Below are 18,924 nucleotides of genomic sequence, written 5' to 3' on the forward strand. Positions count from 1 at the left end.
TGCATCACAAAGCGTAAGCGTATGAAATCTTAATCGGTTTATATGTTTATAACTTCTTGGGATGCTCAAAACCTGTTCCAGAATCCGCCATGTGCGGTCGCAGCACTTCAGACAACTACTGCGTTGATGTTATTTCTCGATTGTTGCTCTGGAAGATTATGCCGTCGAAATCGGTTGAGCTGACGGCTTCCCGCCCCAGCATCCATGAACCCGTCATACTTATATGCCCGCTATCATAATAGATGGCCGGCCGTTGCGATAGGGCGAGCAAACTCCCCCCGGACAAATCAGGGAATTGAAATCGACATATGTTGCGTTGGGAATCTCCGAAACCAGATTCTTGAGTTGTTTATTGATCGAGAATACGGGGCCTGTATTGGCTATAAACAATTCTTCACAATTTATACCGGTCTTAAGCGATTTTTGCCCGCAATATTGATCATATCTGGAAAAATTTACGGCCTGCCCAATAACCGTAACGCGCTTTCCCTGCGAGACAAGGGATTCTATTGTCTTTCTTAGGGATGGTAGAAAATCTTGCGACTTTGCGTAAGACGTATAGAGAGACGATATTATGATGTGATCATAGTTTTTCAGAATTGGAATGACAACCTCGAGAGATTTCTTGCATCTGCTTTGTTCTTGAGGTGTGGTAAACTTATATCCATCTTCGAGAATCGGTGGGCATGAGCTATGTTCAACATTCCTGAAAGATGCATTTTCTCGTTTGGCCAATTCGCCAAGTAAGCCGATGTAGTGTGCTGCATTGCTGTCGCCCCACAATAAAACTTTAGGCTCTTCACTGCCGTTTATGATGCACGATGGTTTTTTCGTGTCGTCGCTGCGTACTGTGCTTCTTTGACATACGTAAGGGTATTTGTAGGCGGCCTGCGTACCATCTCTCATGCGTGCGAGGTTCTCGGCATAATCGGGTGCGGAAACGACCGGCAGGTAGCCACCAAGATGAATGGCGAAATAACTGACCGCACATAATGCCGCCGTCGGCCAGGCAAACATTCGTGCGAACACACGCCCCATGGATGCGGTTGAGTGCCGGAATGGCTCTTCGACAAGCCTGGTAGAGAGAGTTGAAAGAATGACGATTGCAATGAAAACAGCCGTTCCGACGGTGGCATCGATGTCAACGTACAAATATCTGAGATATGCCAGAATGGGCCAATGCCACAGGTACATTGAATAGGAGATGCCGCCTATAAAGCGTGCCGGTCGGATCGATAAAGCGCGAGAAAGAGCGGTCTGTTTGGTTCCAGCCAGCAGGAGAAGGCATCCGCCAAGCGTGACGGGGACAGCATTCAAGCCGGGGAAAGTGTCCTGACCTGTCAGAATGTACGCGCTCCCGGCGACCAGAATGGCGCCAACGGCTCCAAGCGCCAGCAAGGCGCCCGCCGGTATTCGCCTTGCTGTCGGGGTTTGCGCGAGGAACAGACAAAAGCCCCCTGCGCAAAGCTGGAAAGCCCGCGATGGAAGCATGTAATAAGCGGCGGAGTAGTTGCCCGTCCGAAGCCAGTATTCACCCCACGCCACGCTTCCCGCCATAATGGCAATCAACGTTGGCAATATGGCCCTGGGGAACTTCAGGAGGACAAAGAGCAGTAGCGGCCAAACCAGATAGAACTGTTCTTCGACGCCAAGCGACCAGAGGTGCAGCAATGGAATATAGTGGCTGTCCTTGGCGAAATAGCTCGTATCCAGAAAAAATGTGAAATAAATATTGGCGGCTGAAAATGACGCGAAAATTGCAGACCACGACAGATCGACGAGGTCCTCCGGCAGCAGTACGAACACGCCAATTGCAAGTGTAATCGCCGTTACAAACAGCATGACCGGGGCGATGCGGCGTATACGTCGACGATAGAACTCGGTGAAATCTGCAAAGGTGCTCAGGCCATCCTTGTATATGCGCTGAGTAATGACGTAGCCGGAAATAACGAAAAATAAATCGACGCCGATGAAGCCGCCGGGGATCAATGTTTCATTGATGTGAAAAATAACGACCAGAAGAACCGCAACAGCGCGCAGCCCCTCAATATCGTAACGGTACGACATAGATGCCCCCCAGAAAAGATCAATGGGGGTTACAACCACAGTTCTCTGGAAAAGTCTATATGACCGCCCCGGCACAGCCGAGGTCGTTACTCTTTGCTACGCAGAATGGAACCCAGCAGGGCCAGGCCGCCCAGGATTACGATGCCGAGCCCCATAGCGAATAGAAAAACGTTGAACCATACCATAGGGCGCCCCTGCCTTTTATATTCGTATTAGCTAATACAAATAAGACGGAACTGGCAAGTGGCGGTTATCGAGGTGGTTCTCGTTGCCGGACGGATGGCCGTTCGCATGAGATTGTTCGTGCCATCATGCATCGCCATGCCTGCTTTGCTCCATTTTTTTTTGGCGCGCCCCAAAATACCGCTTGCTTTGTAAAAATGAATTCTCTAGGGAAATCAGCGTCCGAACGGGCCACGGAGCGTAGCGCAGCCTGGTAGCGCACCTGATTTGGGATCAGGGGGTCGGAGGTTCGAATCCTCTCGCTCCGACCATTTCCACAGAAATCCGGTTTTGATAGCGATGATCATGCAGTCATGTTGGTGCCTGCATCTTTTATCGCGTTGACATGGATTGGCGCGTAAACTATTGCCTTGTTGGATTTTCAGCTCCTGACTGGGAGCGCGAGAGTAGTTCAAGGTTCTTCAAATGGTTGCACGTATTTACCGTCCAGCTAAGACTGCAATGCAGTCTGGTCAGGCCAAGACAGACCAGTGGCTTCTGGAATATGAGCCGGAAAGCCCGCGCATGGTCGAACCCCTGATGGGCTACACTTCTTCCGGCGATATGAAGAGCCAGATTCGTCTGTTCTTCGATAGTCAGGAAGATGCCGTCGAATATGCCAGGCGCAATGGCATTGCCTACCGTCTCATCGAACCGCATGAGCCGAAGCGCCGGAAAGTATCGTATTCCGATAATTTCCGTTTCGACCGGACGATGCCCTGGACGCATTAAATCGCGTCCCGGAAAGTGTGAAACGTTCCGCGCACTGAAATAGCTTCGACTTTTACAAAGGCGAGGTCCCGTAGCTCAGCTGGATAGAGCACCGGCCTTCTAAGCCGATGGTCGCAGGTTCAAGTCCTGCCGGGATCGCCACTTTTCAAAGACTTGCAGAGATTTGCAACTGTTGGCGGCCGCTACATGCAACATGGACTGCCGCTAAATGACCACTGAACAGTTTGGCGTCTTGCAACTTATAGCATTTGCGCTATATAGCGGATATGCAATGGTCGGTCGAAACCCTGGACGAGAATGTTGACGCCGAAATAGAGGCGCTTCCGGTTGGTTTACAGGCCCGGCTCATCCGTTTGATGGAAATGGTTGAGGCTGTCGGCTTGGAACAATTGCATGAGCCGCATGTGAAGCATCTGGACGGGAAACTGTGGGAGCTTCGCGCCAAGGCATCGGAGGGTATAGCTCGCGGATTATATGTCACGGTTGCCGGTCGCCGCGTTGTCATCCTTCATGTATTCGTCAAGAAATCGCAAAAAACGCCGAAAAGCGCCTTGGATATAGCGAAACAGCGTATGAAGCAGGTGAAGCCATGACCAAGATTGCAGAACTCAAAAAGCGCTTGATGCAGAACCCGGAGTTTCAGGCTGAATATGAAAAGGCCGATGCCGAGTTTGCCCTTATCGAGGCACTGGTGAAAGCCAGAACAGAAGCGAAAATGTCTCAGGCCGATGTGGCGAAGAGCATAGGCACCACCCAGTCGGCCATTGCACGTCTTGAAGGTGGCAGAGTTTCCCCTTCTATCTCGACATTGCGCCGATATGCAGAAGCGACCGGATCAAAGCTGGAAATAAGCCTTGTGCATTACTAATCCGGGCGCCATCGCACGTCCCGAAAAGTGTGAAATGGTTTTCGGATAGTATACGGCGATTGAGCATTTTTTCTTTTAACTTTCCGGTGTTCGCCCGCTGGCTATCGGCCAACCGCGCGTGCGGCATGATGGCGGGCGAGGTGGCTCCTGTCGTCAAGCGTCGAGCACAGGACAGCCAGGACGATGCCAATGCCAGCGCCCAGCAGCGTATCGAAGACCCGTTCCGGCGCCATGGCGGCGCCCGCGACACCCGGGGCGGCGAGATAGCTCATCAGCAGTGCCATCGGCGTGACCAGTATCTGACCGAGAGCATAGTTCGTCCCGATGATCATCTCGGTCGTGAACTGGAGAACGACGATCAGGGCAATCACGGTCCAAACCGAGGGCGCCTGAGCAAGAACCAGCCAGACCAGCCCGGCGCCGACGACCGTGCCTGCCATGCGTTGCAGCGCCCGGTTCATGCTGATGTGCAGATGCGCGCCCTGCATCACGGCCATTGCGCCCATGGCCGCCCATGCCGGGTGTGGCGCACCGGCGGCATCGGCGATGAAGGCCGCGATCGCCGACCCAAGGATCATGCGACCGGCGGCGACCAGACGGTGGCCGAGCGGGCGCACCGGCTCGCTCGGGAAGGGCGCATCCGGCTTCGCCTGATGGCGAAAGGTTTCCGTCAAGGCACAGATTCCCATAGCCAGCGCCGCGACGACAGCGGTGGCGGCGGTGCGCTCGATCACATCCTGCCAGCCGCCGATCTGCCCCATGGAGGCACCGGCGGCAAACACGAAGATCAGTGCGCCCGGAGGGCCGAATTGCCCGGCTGTGGCAGCAAAAAAGAACAGGCCGGAGCCGAGCGCCAGCAGCATCAGCTGGACAGCGAAGGGCGCGCCGAGCCAGGCCGCCATGGACATGGCCAGCACCGCAAAGCTTTGGCACAGGGCGCATAGAAGCAGGATGCGGCCGCGAGCGGCAGGCGCGGCAAACCGGCCGAACAGGGCCACCAGCGCGCCAAGCGAAGCAAACCCGATCAGATGCGGCCAGGGCGAAAGATAGACGGCAGGCAGGGCAATCGCCGCTGTCAGCGCGGATTGCAGGCCCGCGACGGTCGAGTTTCGGAGAGAGGGCTGCGCGGCGAGGGTCAGGCTTTCGCGAATTTGGTGCGGCTTTAGCAGATGGCGCGCGGCATCGATGCGGCGCGTATGCAGGGCCGACTGGGCGGCGGGATCGTTTCCAGTGGGGTCGAACGCGCTCATGAAACCTCCTGCTGGCGCCGGATCTGCAAATCCTGCAATCGCTGGTCGAGGCGCTCGAATTGCTCAAGCATCACGGCAATCTCCGTGTCCGGGAAATCGACCAGCATTTCCGCTTCGCCCTGGGCCAATTCCCGGCGAATTTCGGCGACCCGTTGCTCCCCGGCGGCAGTGAGATGGACCAACCGCGCCCTGCCGTCCGCCGCATCGACCCGCCGTTCCACCAGACCCTGCCTCGACAGAATGTCGAGCAGGCGCACCAGGCTCGAACTGTCGATGCCGACCAGTGCGGCCAGTTCTTTCTGGATAATGCCGCCCCCGCTGGCCTGAAGGTGGACCAACGGCACCCATGTGGCGTCGGTCAGCCCGACGGCGGCAAGATGGGCATCCAGAACCTGCCGCCAGCGACGGGCCAGCAGAGAGAAGCGGATGCCGAATTGAAGGCGGGGAGAGGATGGATCGGTCAACATGCGCCGAAGAAAGCAGAAAATAATTTGATTTGCAATACAAATTATTTTCTGTCGGGAGCAACGGTGCCCTTTTGTCGAAACCAAACCGGGACGGGGCCTTGGCAAAGCGCGGTGAGGGGGAACTCGTCGCGCTTTGGTCTTGAAAGCCTGAATAATACCAAAGCTCAATGAGCGAAACTCATCGAGCTTTGGTTAAGCCCGTGCGGCAATTGAGCATTTTCAAGGCGTGATGCGTTAGCATCTTGGCGCCTTGGTATAAGAGCGGCAGACCGTGGCGAAAGCGATGATTTTCGAGTATCGGAGCGGAGCGTACTTGAAGGTAAGTGAGCGCCGGAACTTGGAACAGGCTTTACGATGATGACGATACTCCCTCCGCTGTTGAAACCGGATCGTGAACCCGCTTCCGGTCGGCATGTCTTCAGCCGGGTTTTGTGCGGATTGGCGGGGTGCGCGGCGATCGTCTCGTCTGCGCAGGCGCAAGAGGCCGGATTCGATCCGGCGAATCTCGACCTTGCGAAATTGATCGAATGCCGCGCACAGGTCCCCGACTACAATGAGCTGGCCTCATGGCTGAAAACGGAGCCGCGGGCGCTTGAACGGCTCGGCTGGCGGCAGGTCGAAAGCGCCAATCCGTTTCTGGAGCAATATCTGCTGGACAGGCCTGTCGGCGTGTTCGGGACGCAGACGACCGACATCGCATTTGCGGGCAGCGCGATACTTGCTGTCCTCGACGGCGATACCGCATCCGGGCTGGCCGGAAAACTTGATGTTTCGCCGGTTCTGGATAATTCCGACAAATTCATGGGCGAGCGGGTGATTGCGGAGGAAACCGACGATTCCAACGAGATGATCACCATAAAGACGCGTGTGAGCCTCAATGTTTCGACTGTCGAAAGCCATCCGGGCAAGGTGTTTGCCGGTTGTTCCTACAGTTTCAGTCTCGACGTGAAGGAATGATGGCGCGTGGATTGGTCGTTCGGTGCGTCGTCTCGAAAAGGCCCGGAGCCGAAGGGAAGACAGGGTTGCCCCTGCCTTGAGGCCGCACATAGGGGCTTCTGGAGCCATCGCTGGTCACGGGCGGAATATTTCGAGCAGGGACGGCCTGTTTTTCGCCGTCTCCCGATCATGATCGACGACGATACCGTTATTGCGAAGCAATTCCCGAATAGCGAATTCCGGCGTGTGACCGAGGCCGATTTTGGTGTTCGCGGCTACCCTGCCATTCGGTTGAATGATGCCCGCGACATACAGGGTCCTGCCGTTGGCTTCCTGTATGGGATCGAGTTTATACCCGGCCCATCGGCCAAGTTTCTCCGCAGCGAACAGCGAAAAGGTCCAGTTGCTGCGATTTTTGCCGAATTTCATGGCCCGCCCCCCAACGGAATACCAATTGCCCTTTTCCCCGGCGCAAAGAGTTAGCACAAGTTTTTGTGCTGACAACGCTTATTTGTATTGGAGGCGGTGTTTTCTACCGTTTAGTGTGGGTCGGTTGCTGCCGGTCTGCGCGTGGACACGCCTATCCTTCTCGCGAGCCGCCCTCGAAGCGGCTGGCCGGATCGCGGTCGCGCTCATAAGTTTTCACGACAGGGAAGGGCGGTAGCCACGATTCCCTGCGGATGGTCCACAGTTCGTAAGTCGGCTGAAACCGGTCGATGGCATCGAGCGCCCCGAGATTGATCTCGACCTCGTCCGCGCTGCGGGAAAATACCGGCGAGCCGCAGCGGGGGCAAAAGAAACGCCCGGCATATTCGCGCGTTTCGCCTTCGACGATCACCGCGTCTTCGGGAAAGATGGCGGACGCATGAAAAAGCGCGCCGTGATGCTTGCGGCAGTCGAGGCAATGGCAGATTCCCACGCGATAAGGTTGTCCCGACGCCGCGAATCTCACATCGCCGCAAAGACAGCCGCCGGTAATTTTCTCCATGCCGGTTCTCCTCGGTGCGGGCTTTTGGAACCATTTCTGACGCAATTATCCCGGCTGCGCAGCAAAAAAGCGCCGCCTCGCAGGTGGCGCCTTGCTATTATTGGCCGTGCGGGCCGTCTCCTCCGCGACGCCTCAGATAAACCCTTGGGCCGTGGCCGCCATGGCGTCCATGCCAGCCCGGACGATCCCGCCAGCCATGGCGGTGCCAGTGCCTGTTGCGATGACGCCAATTATCGCGATACCAATAATCGTCGCGGTCGCGCAGCGCGGAACCGATAGCCAGGCCGGTAATGAGCGGAATGCCGATAAGCGCGGCTGTCCGGCCGAAATCACCGGAATATCGTCTGGAGGAACCTTCGCGAATTGCGAGGTAGCGGGATGACGACCAACCGAAAGTGCGGCCATAGCGGACTTGACACCAGCCATAACCGGACGTGCATCCCCGTACGGTGACCGGTGCGCCGCTCGGTATGGAGCCGAGCGTGGCATAGCGCGTGCCGGGGCCGGTACGGATGTTGAGGTTGGCGGTGGAAATGGCGTTCGCCGCCTGCGCTGCGCCCGCCGCAAACACGCCCACGGCAAGCAGGGCGGCTTTGAAAGCAAGCTTCATCGGAGTTCTCCCTGAACTGTCTCCATCAGGTTTAAACGACCTCGGGGAATGAAGGTTCCGTCAGGGCAGGGAGCCGGTCTATCTCCTGCAACGCGCCACATATATGCGGCCGCGGCGGTCGCGATATTCGCAATTGCCGTTGCGCAGTTCGCGGACCAGCAATCCGCCCAGCGCGCCCGCGCCCGCGCCGATAAGCGCGCCGCGTCCACCCCCGGCAATGCCGCCGATGATCGCGCCGGCTCCGGTGCCGATCGAAACGTCTTTTTCGGTTGTCGTACAGCCCGTGATTGCGAGCAGAGCGACCAGTCCGAGCGCCACTTTTCGCATCCTTCCATCCTCCTGCGAAGTTGTTGCCGAATAAAGCCGAAACGATTGTTTCCGCATCTGGTTCCCCGGAGGGATCAGCGGCGGCGCTGCCGCAGGATCACGGCAATGGCCAGAACAGCCAGCCCGATGGCGATCACGCCCTGCAAAACGAAAACCCAGTTCATCATGATATATCCTTTTGCGCCACGCGGCATTTCCAGCAGATTTTTCTACCGTATTCTGGCCGGGTGGGAAACGGGCGAAAGGTGCTTTGGAATAGGTATTTGAAATCATTAAATTTATTTAATGCGACTATTCATGTGGCATTCATGGTCGCCCCCGCATTCTGGGCGCATCCAATATGAAAAAGGAAGTCGTCATGAAGTCGATCGTTCTTGCTCTCACCGCTGTTTCCCTTCTTGCCGCGCCTGCGGCAATGGCACAGCCTTATTCATCCCAGCACGGCAAGCCCTCATACAGCAAGATGCATAAAAGCGGCCCGAAGCACGATATGGGCCGTCATAACGGGTGGAAGAAGGGCAATCGCCTGCCTCCGAACTATCGCGGCCATGTGGTGAAAAACTACTCCCACTACCGGCTGCGGAAGCCCCCGCGCGGCTATCACTGGGTAAAGGTCAACAACGATTATATGCTGATCGGCATCGCCTCCGGCATCATTTCGTCGATCATCGCCGGTCGGTAAAGAAGCCTTCTCAGCTGAAAAAAAAGCGGCCCTGGGCCGCTTTTTTTATTCGGATACCTAACAGTTGGTCATCAGTCTTCAGGCCCAAAATATTTTAATTTCAGATCGGCGATATCGCCGCTCTCCTGTGCGCTGATGATGGCGACGCTTGCAGGCTTGACCAGATCGCTGTGGCGAGGAAACGCAAAGCCGTATTTGTCGGGGCTGAACGTGTTTCCAACGACATCGACCGGTTCGCTTTTGTGCGTATGGGCAAAATATTCCAGAACCGGCCCGTCACCCACGATTGCTCCGATCTCGTCGTTCTTGAGCGCTGCCACCGCATCGGGCATGTGGTCGAAGGGAACGGTTGCAATCGAACGTGCCTGCATGAACTGTTCGGCCACGCTGCCGTTACGCACGCCAACGGATTTCTCCTGCAAATCGGCCAGGCTCGAAATGCTGTTATCGATATGCGCGACCGTCATGACGCTCGTTATGGAAGACGTCGCATAGGCGATGATGGCGATGCCGAAGACCATCCAGAAGGTCTGCCAGACGCGTCCCATCCATCCGAACAGGTTCTTGCGCGATGTCTTGCCGGAAATAGCGACGGAAACGACCTGATAAAAGTCTTCGGCGAGCCCCTCTCGCCACCGTTTCGGAAAGCCCTCGTCGAAGCGGCGGTCGAAAACCGTGAGCACGATGGTCGCGCCGACCAGAATGGCGAGTATCCATGCATAGGTCGCCAGATGGCCCGCATCGTCGAGGCGCTGTATCAGATCGCCCCAACTCTTGATCGCCTCCGTATGCACCGTGATGCGCAGGCCGGCATCGAACCAGGGATGCGTGAAATCCACAATCTTGGCCCGGTTTTCGGTAATCGTGAGATTGGTGACGGCAGCCTCGACTTTCCCCTCGGAGACGGCCTTCACCAATTCCAGATAGTTCGGATATTCAACATATTGCGGAGCAAGATTCAGGCGCGTGGCAACATTTTGCCAGATGTCTATCGCCATCCCGGAGTAAACGCCGCCCTTCTTGGTGACGAAAGGATCGCTGACATAAACGCCAACTTGTACTGGCCTGAGCTTCTGTGAAGAAGCGTCTTGCGCTTGCAGCGATACCGGAATTACCATCAAAAGTAGAGTAATGAGAAATTTACATATACTCTTACGCGCGAAATTTTTCCTTGAGACTGACGAGAACACGATCCCCTACCATTCCTGTATTCATCGAGAATCTTTGGTAGCAATAAAATAGTTGCAAAAATATATAAATTCTTCGAGGGGATTTTATTTTTTTAATTTATATTATTAGAATATTCTAATTTATTTCTCGACATGGACAGTAAATCTGATCGGAAACCTGGCGGGCGGTCGCGCGACGGCGACCGCCGGAGAAGCATCAAACTGCGGCAAATCCTTTTTCGAGGTCGGCGATGAGGTCTGGAACGTCTTCCAGCCCGATCTGCAAGCGAATGACTGGACCCGGATAGTTCCCCTTTGCCAGGAGACGGTCACTCAGTTTCACCTCGACCGCGAGACTTTCATAACCGCCCCAGGAATAGCCGAGACCGAAGATTTCCAGCGCATCGAGGAAGGCGTGGGCTTCCTTCTGTCCGCCTTCGGCAAGTACAAAAGAGAAAACACCGGACGAGCCGGAAAAGTCGCGTTTCCAGATCGCATGGCCCGGATGGCTCTCCAGCGCCGGATGCAGGACGCGGTCGACGGCTGGGTGGTTTTCCAGCCAGCGGGCGATCTCAAGTGCGCTTTTGCGGTGATGCTCCAGCCGCACGCCCATGGTGCGCATGCCGCGCAGAATCTGGTAGGCATCGTCCGGCGCGGCGCAAAGGCCGAGCGCGCCGTGCGTTTCCAGCAGTTGCGGCCAGCATTTTTCGTTGGCTGAAATCGTGCCGAACAGAATATCCGAATGGCCGGCGGGATATTTGGTCGAAGCGTGGATCGTGATGTCCACGCCGAAATCGAGCGCCCTGAAATAGAGCGGCGTCGCCCATGTATTGTCCATCATGACGATGGCGCCGCCCTTGTGGGCTTCCGCGACGATTGCCGGAATGTCCTGCATCTCGAACGTGTTGGAACCAGGCGATTCCGTGAACACGACCTTGGTGTTCGGGCGCATGAGGCTGGCGATTCCCGCCCCGATTTCAGGATCGTAATATTCGAGCTCCACACCCATGCGCTTCAGGACCGTATCGGCAAAGTGGCGGGTCGGGTTATAGATCGAATCGACGAGGAGCGCGTGATCGCCCGGCGACAGAAACGCCAGAAGCGGCACTGTGACCGCCGCCAGCCCGGATGGAACGCAGACCGTGCCGGCAGAACCTTCCAGCGCGTCGATGGCCTTGCAAAGCGCGTCGCTGGTCGGTGTGCCGCGTGTGCCATAGGTATATTGCTGGCCGCCTGTCGCCATCGTCTCGGCATCGGGAAAAAGAACGGTCGATGCGCGCACGACCGGCGGGTTGACGAAACCATGATAGTCGCGCGGCCGGTAGCCGTCATGGGCAAGCCTGGTGTTCACGCCCAGTTTCCCTGTCTTAACCTGATGCTTAGTCACGAAAATGCCTCCAGACGGTGTTGTATGCTGTCCAGCCGATTTGCGGCGGAAACCCGAAATACTTGGATAGGATGGGCGCGGCCCCGATGCAACCTTGTACCCTGCCTGTTCCAAAGGTCGCCATGAGCCGCGATCGAATATCTTGGCGCCTTGGTGATGGGCCTGAATCTAAAGATAATGACAAAGGAATATTTTCATCATGACGACGCAAAAAGCGGGAAACATTTTTCTTTATCCGTTTCGCGCGGCAGTTGAACTACTTCAGGCTCTCCTGCGGTCGCCCTATAAAGGTGCTCCATCATCATGGACACTTGAAATGACTGCAATTGCGGTGCTTTTGCCTTTCGTCATTCTGGTTTTGCATCTGTGGGATGCCGATATCGTTCGGGTGACGGCGCAAAGCGCCAATCCGATTATGGAAATTCTGCGAACGGCTACGGATGCCGCCCGCACCGCGCTCTGGCTGAAGATAGCCATCGTCGTCTGGATCGTCACCGCAATCTTGCTGTCGCCCCGGCTGCGCAACCGTGCGGGTATCGGGCTGGAGCGGCTTCATGCCTGGTCCACGCTCGTATTGAGCGCCATTGTCGTCGCCAGTATTCCGGTCGAAATCGGCAAGCTGGCGGTCGGTCGCGCGCGCCCGTTTCTTCTCGATGAAGTCGGCGCGGCCTATTTTTCTCCCTTCAAGGGGGGGGGGCTCTATGAAAGCTTTCCGTCGGGGCATTCCATGATGGCTGGCATCATGATGGTTTCGCTGTGGATTTTCCTGCCGCGCTGGCGTCTTGTCACCGTGCCCCTGTGTCTGGCTTTCGGTGTCAGCAGGCTTGCCGCCGGCGCTCATTATCCCACCGACGTCGTGGCCGGGCTGACCATCGGTTTCCTCGCCGCATGGTGGGCGGCGCGCTATATGGCAACGCGAAATATTATTTTTTCCCTGGATGACGAAAGCGTCATGCCGCGGATCTGATTTCGGGTGCATGAGGCTCCCGAACAGGCGCCCAGCTTGTGGATAAATCCTGTAACCTGTTGATTTTCATCGTCCGGTGGTTGCCTGCTTTCCTTCCTGTCGAGAAACGGCGTTTCTGTATTGATGCTACCCAGAAATCGGGAAATCGTGTAAAATACCGTAGGGTCAGGTTTCTGTTTTCGGTTGAGCCGGCACGTTTGGTTGCGTTAATGCCTTGACCGGAGACGAAATTTCGCCTTCGATAAGGTTGTGAAGGCGGCAGGTTTGTCACTGCGCTCAAAAACAAGAATCGAAGACCGAAAGCGGTCTCGGCGAGGGGCAGCCTGCTGTAAGGCACGGTTCGGGAGGGTCACATGGCTTTTCCGGCCGTTTATGCAAAAATAAAGCAACAAGAGACGCTTGGGGCATAAAGCTCCGCGTTCTCCAGGGAACAAAAGGTTGCAGGCCAGATGAAAAAAGCTCTTATGACGGGTGTAGTGGGTGCGGCGGCGTTGTTTGGCGCGGCTTCGGGAGCATCCGCCGATACGCTTTCCGATGTGAAGGCAAAAGGTTTTCTGCAGTGCGGCGTTAATACGGGCCTGCTTGGCTTCGCCTCACCCAACGACAAGGGGGAATGGTCGGGTTTCGACGTGGATTATTGCCGGGCCGTGGCCGCTGCGATTTTCGGCGATACGACCAAGGTAAAATTCACGCCGCTCAACGCGAAGGAGCGTTTCACGGCATTGCAGTCGGGCGAAGTGGATGTTCTCATCCGCAACACGACCTGGACCATCAGCCGCGATACGTCGCTGGGCCTGGATTTCCCCGGCGTCAATTATTATGACGGCCAGGGCTTCATGATCAATTCCAAGAAGCTGTCGGGCATCAATTCCGCGCTCCAGCTTTCGGGCGCTTCCATCTGCGTTCAGGCAGGCACGACGACCGAGCTGAACATGGCCGACTACTTCCGCGCCAACAAGATGGAATACAATCCGGTCGTCTTCGAAAAGCTCGAAGAAGCGAATGCCGCTTACGATTCCGGTCGTTGCGACGCCTATACGACCGACCAGTCGGGCCTTTATTCGACGCGCCTGACGCTCGCCAACCCGGACGACCATGTCGTTTTGCCGGAAATCATCTCCAAGGAGCCACTCGGACCGGCCGTCCGCCAGGGTGATTCCAAGTGGGGCGACGTCATTCGCTGGACCCATTATGCCTTGCTGAACGCTGAGGAATTCGGGATCACGCAGGCCAATGTCGAAGACATGAAGAACTCCGACAATCCCGAGATCAAGCGCCTTCTGGGTTCTGAAGCGGACACCAAGATCGGAACCGATCTCGGCCTCAGCAACGACTGGGTGGTCAATATCGTGAAGGGCGTCGGCAATTACGGCGAACTTTTCGAGCGCAATCTCGGCGCGAGCAGCCCGCTCAAGATCGCGCGCGGCCTCAATGCCCAGTGGAACAAGGGCGGACTTCAGTACGGTATGCCGATCCGCTGAGGCGGTCATTCCGCAAAGCGGACGAAGGGCGGGTGCGTTCGCACCCGCCGGATTTGTCGCCGCAGTAGCTTGCCGGTTGCAAGCTCCGCGTGAGCTTCAAACGGGCCGCACGACTGAACGGTTCGGCATTTGACGCATCGGTTTGACAGCCGTCCCGCGCTCTATGGGGCGGGCTGTCCCGGCGTCGATGCAGATAGCCGAGAGGATACAGGAACATATGGCTTCCTATTCTGCAACTGAACGCCGCCGGGATAGCGGCGGAACCTCGCTCCTGTACGATCCGCGCATTCGCGGCATCTTTTATCAGGTCATTGTCTTTGGCGCGGTTGTTGGCCTGATCTATTGGATCGTCGGCAATACGGTCACCAATCTCCAGCGTGCAAACATCGCGTCGGGCTTCGGCTTCCTCAACGGGCGCGCCGGTTTCGACGTCAGCCAGACCCTCATTTCCTATACCAACGATTCGACCTATGGCCGCGCCATTCTGGTGGGTCTTCTGAACACGCTCTATGTCGCCGTGCTCGGCGTTGTCACCGCGTCGATCGTTGGCTTTCTGGTCGGTATAGGCCGTCTTTCGCATAATTGGCTGATCCGCAAGATTTGCACGGTCTATGTGGAGATTTTCCGCAATATTCCGCCGCTGCTGGTCATCTTCTTCTGGTATTTCGGCGTGCTTTCGGTTCTGCCGCAGGCGCGCAACAGTCTTGCCCTTCCATTTGGCAGCTATCTCAACAATCGCGGTTTCTTCACGCCCGCGCCTGTCTGGGGCGAGGGGGCGTGGCTGCTGCCGGTGGCGCTGCTTCTCGGCATAGCGGCTTCGTTCTTCGTCGCCCGCTGGGCAAGACGCCGCCAGATGGCAACCGGCCAGCCTTTCCATACCGTGCGCGCATCGGCGGCGCTCGTTATCGGCCTGCCGATCCTGGCGCTGGTCGCGACCGGCTTTCCGGTTACCTTCGAATTTCCGAAGCTGGGCACCTTCAACCTGACCGGCGGCGCGCAGGTCAAGCCGGAGTTTCTGGCGCTGTTTCTGGCGTTGTCCTTCTATACGGCATCCTTCATCGCGGAAACGGTGCGGGCCGGGGTCCTGGGGGTCAGCAAGGGCCAGACCGAAGCGGCTTATGCCGTTGGTCTTCGTCCGGGGCAGACGATGCGTCTGATCATCGTGCCGCAGGCGCTGCGCATCATCATCCCGCCGCTTTCGAGCCAGTATCTCAACCTTATCAAGAACTCTTCGCTCGCAATCGCCATCGGTTATCCCGATCTCGTCGCCATCGGCGGCACGATCCTCAACCAGACCGGTCAGTCGGTCGAAGTCGTGGCGATCTGGATGGTGATCTATCTCGGCATCAGCCTGATCACATCCGCCCTGATGAACTGGTTTAACGCCAAGATGGCGCTGGTGGAGAGATGACCATGGAAAAAGCAGATCTCCAATATGTCCGCACGCAGATGGTGGATGGCGAGGCGCCGCCGCGCTCGGTGCAGGGCCTGTCGCACTGGCTGCGCGTCAATCTGTTCGCCACGCCCGTCGATTCGGCCCTGACGATTTTCGGCCTGCTTCTGGTGGTGTGGTTCCTTCCGCCGATCATCGAATGGGTGTTCGTCAATGCGGCCTGGACCGGCACCGACCGGACTGCCTGCCTGACGGTCGCGCAAGGCGGCGCCCAGCCGGAAGGCTGGTCGGGAGCCTGCTGGGCGTTCGTGAACGCGAAATACCAGCAATTCATCTATGGCCGCTATCCCCTGTCCGAACGCTGGCGCGTGGACCTCACGGCGCTGATCTTCGTTGTCCTGCTCGCGCCGCTTCTGATCCCGCGGGTTCCGAAAAAGGGGCTCAACGCCATCCTTTTCTTCCTGGTGTTTCCGGTGGTTGCGTTCTTCCTGCTGGTCGGAGGCTGGTTCGGACTGCCTTATGTGGAAACCCCGCTCTGGGGCGGTCTTCTGGTCACGCTGGTCCTGTCGTTCGTCGGCATCGCGGTCTCGCTGCCGCTCGGCATCGTGCTTGCGCTCGGCCGCCGGTCGAAACTGCCGGTCATCAAGACGATCTCCATCGTTTTCATCGAAATGGTGCGCGGCGTTCCGCTGGTGACGGTGCTGTTCATGGCAAGCGTCATGCTGCCGCTGTTCCTGCCGCCGGGCGTCACCTTCGACAAATTGCTCCGCGCCCTGATCGGTGTCGCGCTTTTCGCCTCGGCCTATATGGCGGAAGTGGTGCGCGGCGGTCTTCAGGCCATTCCGCGCGGGCAATATGAGGGCGCGGATGCACTGGGCCTGAGCTACTGGCAGAAAACGGGGCTGATCGTCCTGCCGCAGGCCCTGAAGCTTGTCATTCCGGGCATCGTCAACACCTTTATCGGCCTCTTCAAGGATACGAGCCTGGTCTACATCATCGGGATGTTCGATCTTCTGGGCATCGTGCGTCAGAACTTTTCCGATGCGAACTGGGCTTCTCCACAGACGCCTGCCACTGGCTTGCTCTTTGCGGGCTTCGTTTTCTGGATTTTCTGTTTCGCCATGTCGCGATACTCTATATTCATGGAACGGCGGCTCGACACGGGTCATAAACGATAAAAATAAAGGGAATAATGGAAATGAGTGCACAAAACGCCCTGTCGCAGTCGGAGATCGGTGCGGAAGTCGATCGGTCGAAAATGCAAGTTTCGGAAACCGAAGTCGCCATCGAAATCACCAATATGCATAAGTGGTACGGCGAATTTCACGTTTTGCGCGACATCAACCTCAAGGTCATGCGTGGGGAGCGCATCGTCGTGGCCGGGCCGTCCGGTTCGGGCAAATCGACCATGATTCGCTGCATCAACCGTCTGGAGGAACATCAGAAGGGCAAGATCGTCGTGGACGGTATCGAGCTGACCAACGATCTGAAGAAGATCGATGAGGTTCGGCGCGAAGTCGGCATGGTGTTCCAGCACTTCAACCTGTTTCCGCATCTCACCATTCTGGAAAACTGCACGCTGGCCCCCATCTGGGTCCGCAAGATGCCGAAGAAGCAGGCGGAAGAAATCGCCATGCATTATCTGGATCGTGTGAAAATCCCGGAACAGGCCAACAAGTATCCGGGCCAGCTTTCCGGCGGGCAGCAGCAGCGCGTGGCGATCGCCCGTGCGCTATGCATGAACCCGAAGGTCATGCTGTTCGACGAACCGACCTCGGCGCTCGATCCTGAAATGGTCAAGGAAGTGCTGGACACGATGGTGAGTCTTGCCGCGGAAGGCATGACCATGATCTGCGTGACGCACGAAATGGGCTTTGCCCGCCAGGTGGCAAACCGCGTGATCTTCATGGATCAGGGCCAGATCGTCGAACAGAATTCGCCGGACGAATTCTTCGACAATCCGCAGCATGAGCGCACCAAGCTGTTCCTGAGCCAGATCCTGCACTGATCGGCTTTTTCAGGAGCGAATTGAAAACACCCGTCAGAAGAACTGGCGGGTGTTTTTGCGAGCACGGAGGGGATCGTGAAGAATTTTCAGTGGCTGGAAGAACTTCCAGCCGGGCGACACCGCGAGTTCCATGCCTTTTATTGCCGGGAATGGTGGACCGGGGAGCGGAGCTTCGAGGACGTCACCCATATGCTTGCCCATTGCGACCTGCTTCTGTTCTGCCTCGATGTCGATGGACGGATTGCGGGCTTTGCGCGGGTGCTGAGCGATTTCACGTTCAAGGCAATGATCTTCGATGTCATCGTGGCGGCAGAGCATCGCGGGCAGGGGCTTGGACAGGCTCTCGTACAGCGCGTGTTGAGCCATGAAAAGCTCAGGCGCGTGAAGAGCTTCGAGCTATATTGCCCGGATCGGCTCGTGCCGTTTTACGAGAAACTGGGCTTCGTCAAAGGCACATCTTCGCTGCTTTTCAACCAGCCCTGAACCGTCCGGCATCGGATATAATCCGATCAATCCTCCACGAAGCGGCGCAGGCGTTGCAGCGCGTCTTCCCACTGGCCCGAAACACTGGCGAGATAGGCGCGGGCGTCGACAAGCGGCGCGGGATGCAGCCGAAACCGGCTCTCCCGCCCCACTTTCTCCCGTTCGACCAGTCTCGCCTGTTCCAGAACGGCAAGATGCTTGGTCACGGCCTGCCGCGTTATGGTGCCATTTTGCGAGAGCAAGACGATGGAGCGGCTTTCCCCATCGCTCAGGGTCTCGATGAGCGCCAGCCGGGTCGGATCGGCCAGCGCTGCAAAGACGGCGGATATTTCCGTAGCGTGCATTTCCGTCCTATCGTTTCTCGGCATGGGCCTTGATATTGCCAACCTGCTCCTCCCAGCCCCCGTCGTTCATCCGAAGGGCAATCGGCTGGCGTTCGGCGGGCAGGGCGTCGAAACCGCTTTCGATGACGGTCAGGCGTGTGCCGCTATCGATCGGCTGTAACCTGAATTCAACAAGCGTCGGCGGTTCGCTGGAATAATCCGTATCCCGGTCCACGGCATAGGGGTGCCAGGTGAAAGCGAAATAATCGGGCGAACGCATGTCCTTTATGAAAGCCTCCCAACGCACGTGCTCAAAGCCCGGATAGGTCACGTGGCCGAACGAGCGCGTGCCGACGATGAACGGGCCTTCGATCTTTACCTGGAACCAGGTTCCGAACTCATCATGATCGGTCAGCGCGCGCCAGACCCGGTCGATCCCGGCATGAATGTCTACCGTCTTCTCAATGCGGTCGGTACTGCTTGTCATGGCATATATCCTCCGTAATAGGCAACTTGATGGTTGCCAATTTACAGATACTTGAAAAATACGCAACCAAAAAGTTG

At 57.0% G+C, this 18,924-nt stretch carries 22 protein-coding genes and 2 tRNA genes; 13 read left to right on the plus strand and 11 right to left on the minus strand.

Going from position 1 to position 18,924, the window contains the following annotated elements; translation table 11 throughout:
• Nucleotides 1-219: 219 nt before the first annotated feature.
• Nucleotides 220-2,067 (minus strand): acyltransferase family protein, encoded by a 1,848-nt coding sequence (locus FHS76_RS06025; RefSeq protein ID WP_183649540.1) that lies wholly within the window; start codon nucleotides 2,065-2,067, stop codon nucleotides 220-222.
• A 417-nt stretch (nucleotides 2,068-2,484) separates the two neighbouring features.
• On the opposite strand from FHS76_RS06025, the gene FHS76_RS06030 reads away from it, so the two are divergent.
• The 5 genes from FHS76_RS06030 (at nucleotide 2,485) to FHS76_RS06050 (ending at nucleotide 3,889) form a co-directional block, all read left to right on the plus strand.
• Nucleotides 2,485-2,561: transfer RNA gene (locus tag FHS76_RS06030), tRNA-Pro, on the plus strand.
• 154 nt (nucleotides 2,562-2,715) lie between these two features.
• Nucleotides 2,716-3,021 (plus strand): ETC complex I subunit, encoded by a 306-nt coding sequence (locus tag FHS76_RS06035; RefSeq protein WP_183649543.1) that lies wholly within the window; start codon nucleotides 2,716-2,718, stop codon nucleotides 3,019-3,021.
• Between the two features lie 64 nt (nucleotides 3,022-3,085).
• Nucleotides 3,086-3,162 (plus strand) — tRNA-Arg (locus tag FHS76_RS06040).
• A 125-nt stretch (nucleotides 3,163-3,287) separates the two neighbouring features.
• Nucleotides 3,288-3,614: a type II toxin-antitoxin system RelE/ParE family toxin gene (locus tag FHS76_RS06045; RefSeq protein WP_183649547.1), complete on the plus strand. Its 327-nt coding sequence runs from the start codon at nucleotides 3,288-3,290 to the stop codon at nucleotides 3,612-3,614.
• Complete coding sequence (locus tag FHS76_RS06050) at nucleotides 3,611-3,889, plus strand: helix-turn-helix domain-containing protein (protein WP_183649550.1); 279 nt, start codon at nucleotides 3,611-3,613, stop codon at nucleotides 3,887-3,889. Before FHS76_RS06045 ends, FHS76_RS06050 begins: the two co-directional genes overlap by 4 nt.
• Before the next feature lie 101 nt (nucleotides 3,890-3,990).
• Here the strand turns inward: FHS76_RS06050 and FHS76_RS06055 are convergent, their stop codons facing one another.
• Together FHS76_RS06055 and FHS76_RS06060 are read right to left on the minus strand one after the other, a co-directional pair.
• The gene (locus FHS76_RS06055) at nucleotides 3,991-5,139 is read right to left on the minus strand and encodes an FUSC family protein (protein ID WP_183649552.1); all 1,149 of its coding nucleotides are present in this window, start codon (nucleotides 5,137-5,139) and stop codon (nucleotides 3,991-3,993) included.
• A complete protein-coding gene (locus FHS76_RS06060; RefSeq protein ID WP_183649555.1) occupies nucleotides 5,136-5,606 on the minus strand; it encodes a MarR family winged helix-turn-helix transcriptional regulator in 471 nt (156 codons plus the stop codon). Before FHS76_RS06060 ends, FHS76_RS06055 begins: the two co-directional genes overlap by 4 nt.
• A 354-nt stretch (nucleotides 5,607-5,960) precedes the next feature.
• Between FHS76_RS06060 and FHS76_RS06065 the strand changes: the two genes are divergently transcribed.
• Nucleotides 5,961-6,563 carry a hypothetical protein gene (locus FHS76_RS06065; RefSeq protein WP_210306018.1) on the plus strand — a complete coding sequence of 201 codons (603 nt, stop codon included), beginning with the start codon at nucleotides 5,961-5,963 and terminating at the stop codon, nucleotides 6,561-6,563.
• 114 nt (nucleotides 6,564-6,677) lie between these two features.
• Here the strand turns inward: FHS76_RS06065 and FHS76_RS06070 are convergent, their stop codons facing one another.
• The 4 genes from FHS76_RS06070 to FHS76_RS06085 all read right to left on the minus strand — a co-directional run bounded on the left by FHS76_RS06070 (nucleotide 6,678) and on the right by FHS76_RS06085 (nucleotide 8,467).
• Nucleotides 6,678-6,971: a hypothetical protein gene (locus FHS76_RS06070; protein ID WP_183649558.1), complete on the minus strand. Its 294-nt coding sequence runs from the start codon at nucleotides 6,969-6,971 to the stop codon at nucleotides 6,678-6,680.
• Nucleotides 6,972-7,122: 151 nt separating this feature from the next.
• A complete protein-coding gene (locus FHS76_RS06075) occupies nucleotides 7,123-7,530 on the minus strand; it encodes a GFA family protein (RefSeq protein ID WP_183649561.1) in 408 nt (135 codons plus the stop codon).
• Between the two features lie 97 nt (nucleotides 7,531-7,627).
• Nucleotides 7,628-8,140 carry an SH3 domain-containing protein gene (locus tag FHS76_RS06080; RefSeq protein WP_183649564.1) on the minus strand — a complete coding sequence of 171 codons (513 nt, stop codon included), beginning with the start codon at nucleotides 8,138-8,140 and terminating at the stop codon, nucleotides 7,628-7,630.
• A 78-nt stretch (nucleotides 8,141-8,218) separates the two neighbouring features.
• The gene (locus FHS76_RS06085; RefSeq protein ID WP_183649567.1) at nucleotides 8,219-8,467 is read right to left on the minus strand and encodes a YMGG-like glycine zipper-containing protein; all 249 of its coding nucleotides are present in this window, start codon (nucleotides 8,465-8,467) and stop codon (nucleotides 8,219-8,221) included.
• 358 nt (nucleotides 8,468-8,825) lie between these two features.
• Here FHS76_RS06085 and FHS76_RS06090 point away from each other — a divergent pair, with 358 nt between their 5' ends.
• The gene (locus FHS76_RS06090; protein WP_183649570.1) at nucleotides 8,826-9,149 is read left to right on the plus strand and encodes an RcnB family protein; all 324 of its coding nucleotides are present in this window, start codon (nucleotides 8,826-8,828) and stop codon (nucleotides 9,147-9,149) included.
• A 71-nt stretch (nucleotides 9,150-9,220) separates the two neighbouring features.
• Here the strand turns inward: FHS76_RS06090 and FHS76_RS06095 are convergent, their stop codons facing one another.
• Together FHS76_RS06095 and FHS76_RS06100 are read right to left on the minus strand one after the other, a co-directional pair.
• Nucleotides 9,221-10,267, minus strand: a complete 1,047-nt coding sequence (locus FHS76_RS06095; RefSeq protein ID WP_183649574.1) for a transporter substrate-binding domain-containing protein — start codon at nucleotides 10,265-10,267, stop codon at nucleotides 9,221-9,223.
• A 268-nt stretch (nucleotides 10,268-10,535) separates the two neighbouring features.
• Nucleotides 10,536-11,705 carry a cystathionine beta-lyase gene (locus tag FHS76_RS06100; protein ID WP_183649576.1) on the minus strand — a complete coding sequence of 390 codons (1,170 nt, stop codon included), beginning with the start codon at nucleotides 11,703-11,705 and terminating at the stop codon, nucleotides 10,536-10,538.
• Nucleotides 11,706-11,904: 199 nt separating this feature from the next.
• Here FHS76_RS06100 and lpxE point away from each other — a divergent pair, with 199 nt between their 5' ends.
• The 6 genes from lpxE (at nucleotide 11,905) to FHS76_RS06130 (ending at nucleotide 18,037) form a co-directional block, all read left to right on the plus strand.
• On the plus strand, nucleotides 11,905-12,672 hold the full coding sequence (gene lpxE, locus FHS76_RS06105) for a lipid A 1-phosphatase LpxE (protein ID WP_183649579.1): 768 nt from the start codon (nucleotides 11,905-11,907) through the stop codon (nucleotides 12,670-12,672).
• Between the two features lie 449 nt (nucleotides 12,673-13,121).
• On the plus strand, nucleotides 13,122-14,153 hold the full coding sequence (locus FHS76_RS06110; protein ID WP_183649583.1) for an amino acid ABC transporter substrate-binding protein: 1,032 nt from the start codon (nucleotides 13,122-13,124) through the stop codon (nucleotides 14,151-14,153).
• A gap of 217 nt (nucleotides 14,154-14,370) precedes the next feature.
• A complete protein-coding gene (locus tag FHS76_RS06115) occupies nucleotides 14,371-15,564 on the plus strand; it encodes an amino acid ABC transporter permease (RefSeq protein ID WP_183649586.1) in 1,194 nt (397 codons plus the stop codon).
• Nucleotides 15,565-15,566: 2 nt separating this feature from the next.
• Nucleotides 15,567-16,724, plus strand: a complete 1,158-nt coding sequence (locus FHS76_RS06120) for an amino acid ABC transporter permease (RefSeq protein ID WP_183649590.1) — start codon at nucleotides 15,567-15,569, stop codon at nucleotides 16,722-16,724.
• A gap of 20 nt (nucleotides 16,725-16,744) precedes the next feature.
• The gene (locus FHS76_RS06125) at nucleotides 16,745-17,554 is read left to right on the plus strand and encodes an amino acid ABC transporter ATP-binding protein (protein ID WP_183649594.1); all 810 of its coding nucleotides are present in this window, start codon (nucleotides 16,745-16,747) and stop codon (nucleotides 17,552-17,554) included.
• Nucleotides 17,555-17,629: 75 nt separating this feature from the next.
• On the plus strand, nucleotides 17,630-18,037 hold the full coding sequence (locus FHS76_RS06130) for a GNAT family N-acetyltransferase (RefSeq protein ID WP_183649597.1): 408 nt from the start codon (nucleotides 17,630-17,632) through the stop codon (nucleotides 18,035-18,037).
• 26 nt (nucleotides 18,038-18,063) lie between these two features.
• On the opposite strand, the gene FHS76_RS06135 is transcribed toward FHS76_RS06130, so the two are convergent.
• Both FHS76_RS06135 and FHS76_RS06140 read right to left on the minus strand, forming a co-directional pair.
• Nucleotides 18,064-18,381 (minus strand): ArsR/SmtB family transcription factor, encoded by a 318-nt coding sequence (locus FHS76_RS06135; protein WP_183649600.1) that lies wholly within the window; start codon nucleotides 18,379-18,381, stop codon nucleotides 18,064-18,066.
• 7 nt (nucleotides 18,382-18,388) lie between these two features.
• Entirely contained in the window at nucleotides 18,389-18,847 is a 459-nt protein-coding gene (locus FHS76_RS06140; protein WP_183649603.1) for an SRPBCC family protein, read from the minus strand.
• Between the last annotated feature and the right edge of the window lie 77 nt (nucleotides 18,848-18,924).

It is taken from the genome of Brucella daejeonensis, from assembly GCF_014199265.1.
GTDB lineage: Bacteria > Pseudomonadota > Alphaproteobacteria > Rhizobiales > Rhizobiaceae > Brucella > Brucella daejeonensis.

Excerpts from the sequence above, each read along its gene's own strand:
- FHS76_RS06070 (WP_183649558.1), bottom strand. The coding sequence starts at position 6,971 with ATGAAATTCGGCAAAAATCGCAGCAACTGGACCTTTTCGCTGTTCGCT.
- FHS76_RS06025 (WP_183649540.1), bottom strand. The coding sequence starts at position 2,067 with ATGTCGTACCGTTACGATATTGAGGGGCTGCGCGCTGTTGCGGTTCTT.
- FHS76_RS06110 (WP_183649583.1), top strand. The coding sequence starts at position 13,122 with ATGAAAAAAGCTCTTATGACGGGTGTAGTGGGTGCGGCGGCGTTGTTT.
- FHS76_RS06055 (WP_183649552.1), bottom strand. The coding sequence starts at position 5,139 with ATGAGCGCGTTCGACCCCACTGGAAACGATCCCGCCGCCCAGTCGGCC.
- FHS76_RS06095 (WP_183649574.1), bottom strand. The coding sequence starts at position 10,267 with ATGGTAATTCCGGTATCGCTGCAAGCGCAAGACGCTTCTTCACAGAAG.
- FHS76_RS06125 (WP_183649594.1), top strand. The coding sequence starts at position 16,745 with ATGAGTGCACAAAACGCCCTGTCGCAGTCGGAGATCGGTGCGGAAGTC.
- FHS76_RS06140 (WP_183649603.1), bottom strand. The coding sequence starts at position 18,847 with ATGACAAGCAGTACCGACCGCATTGAGAAGACGGTAGACATTCATGCC.
- FHS76_RS06065 (WP_210306018.1), top strand. The coding sequence starts at position 5,961 with ATGATGACGATACTCCCTCCGCTGTTGAAACCGGATCGTGAACCCGCT.
- FHS76_RS06090 (WP_183649570.1), top strand. The coding sequence starts at position 8,826 with ATGAAGTCGATCGTTCTTGCTCTCACCGCTGTTTCCCTTCTTGCCGCG.
- FHS76_RS06035 (WP_183649543.1), top strand. The coding sequence starts at position 2,716 with ATGGTTGCACGTATTTACCGTCCAGCTAAGACTGCAATGCAGTCTGGT.
- FHS76_RS06080 (WP_183649564.1), bottom strand. The coding sequence starts at position 8,140 with ATGAAGCTTGCTTTCAAAGCCGCCCTGCTTGCCGTGGGCGTGTTTGCG.
- FHS76_RS06045 (WP_183649547.1), top strand. The coding sequence starts at position 3,288 with ATGCAATGGTCGGTCGAAACCCTGGACGAGAATGTTGACGCCGAAATA.
- FHS76_RS06115 (WP_183649586.1), top strand. The coding sequence starts at position 14,371 with ATGGCTTCCTATTCTGCAACTGAACGCCGCCGGGATAGCGGCGGAACC.
- FHS76_RS06135 (WP_183649600.1), bottom strand. The coding sequence starts at position 18,381 with ATGCACGCTACGGAAATATCCGCCGTCTTTGCAGCGCTGGCCGATCCG.
- FHS76_RS06060 (WP_183649555.1), bottom strand. The coding sequence starts at position 5,606 with ATGTTGACCGATCCATCCTCTCCCCGCCTTCAATTCGGCATCCGCTTC.
- FHS76_RS06050 (WP_183649550.1), top strand. The coding sequence starts at position 3,611 with ATGACCAAGATTGCAGAACTCAAAAAGCGCTTGATGCAGAACCCGGAG.
- FHS76_RS06075 (WP_183649561.1), bottom strand. The coding sequence starts at position 7,530 with ATGGAGAAAATTACCGGCGGCTGTCTTTGCGGCGATGTGAGATTCGCG.
- lpxE (WP_183649579.1), top strand. The coding sequence starts at position 11,905 with ATGACGACGCAAAAAGCGGGAAACATTTTTCTTTATCCGTTTCGCGCG.
- FHS76_RS06120 (WP_183649590.1), top strand. The coding sequence starts at position 15,567 with ATGGAAAAAGCAGATCTCCAATATGTCCGCACGCAGATGGTGGATGGC.
- FHS76_RS06085 (WP_183649567.1), bottom strand. The coding sequence starts at position 8,467 with ATGCGAAAAGTGGCGCTCGGACTGGTCGCTCTGCTCGCAATCACGGGC.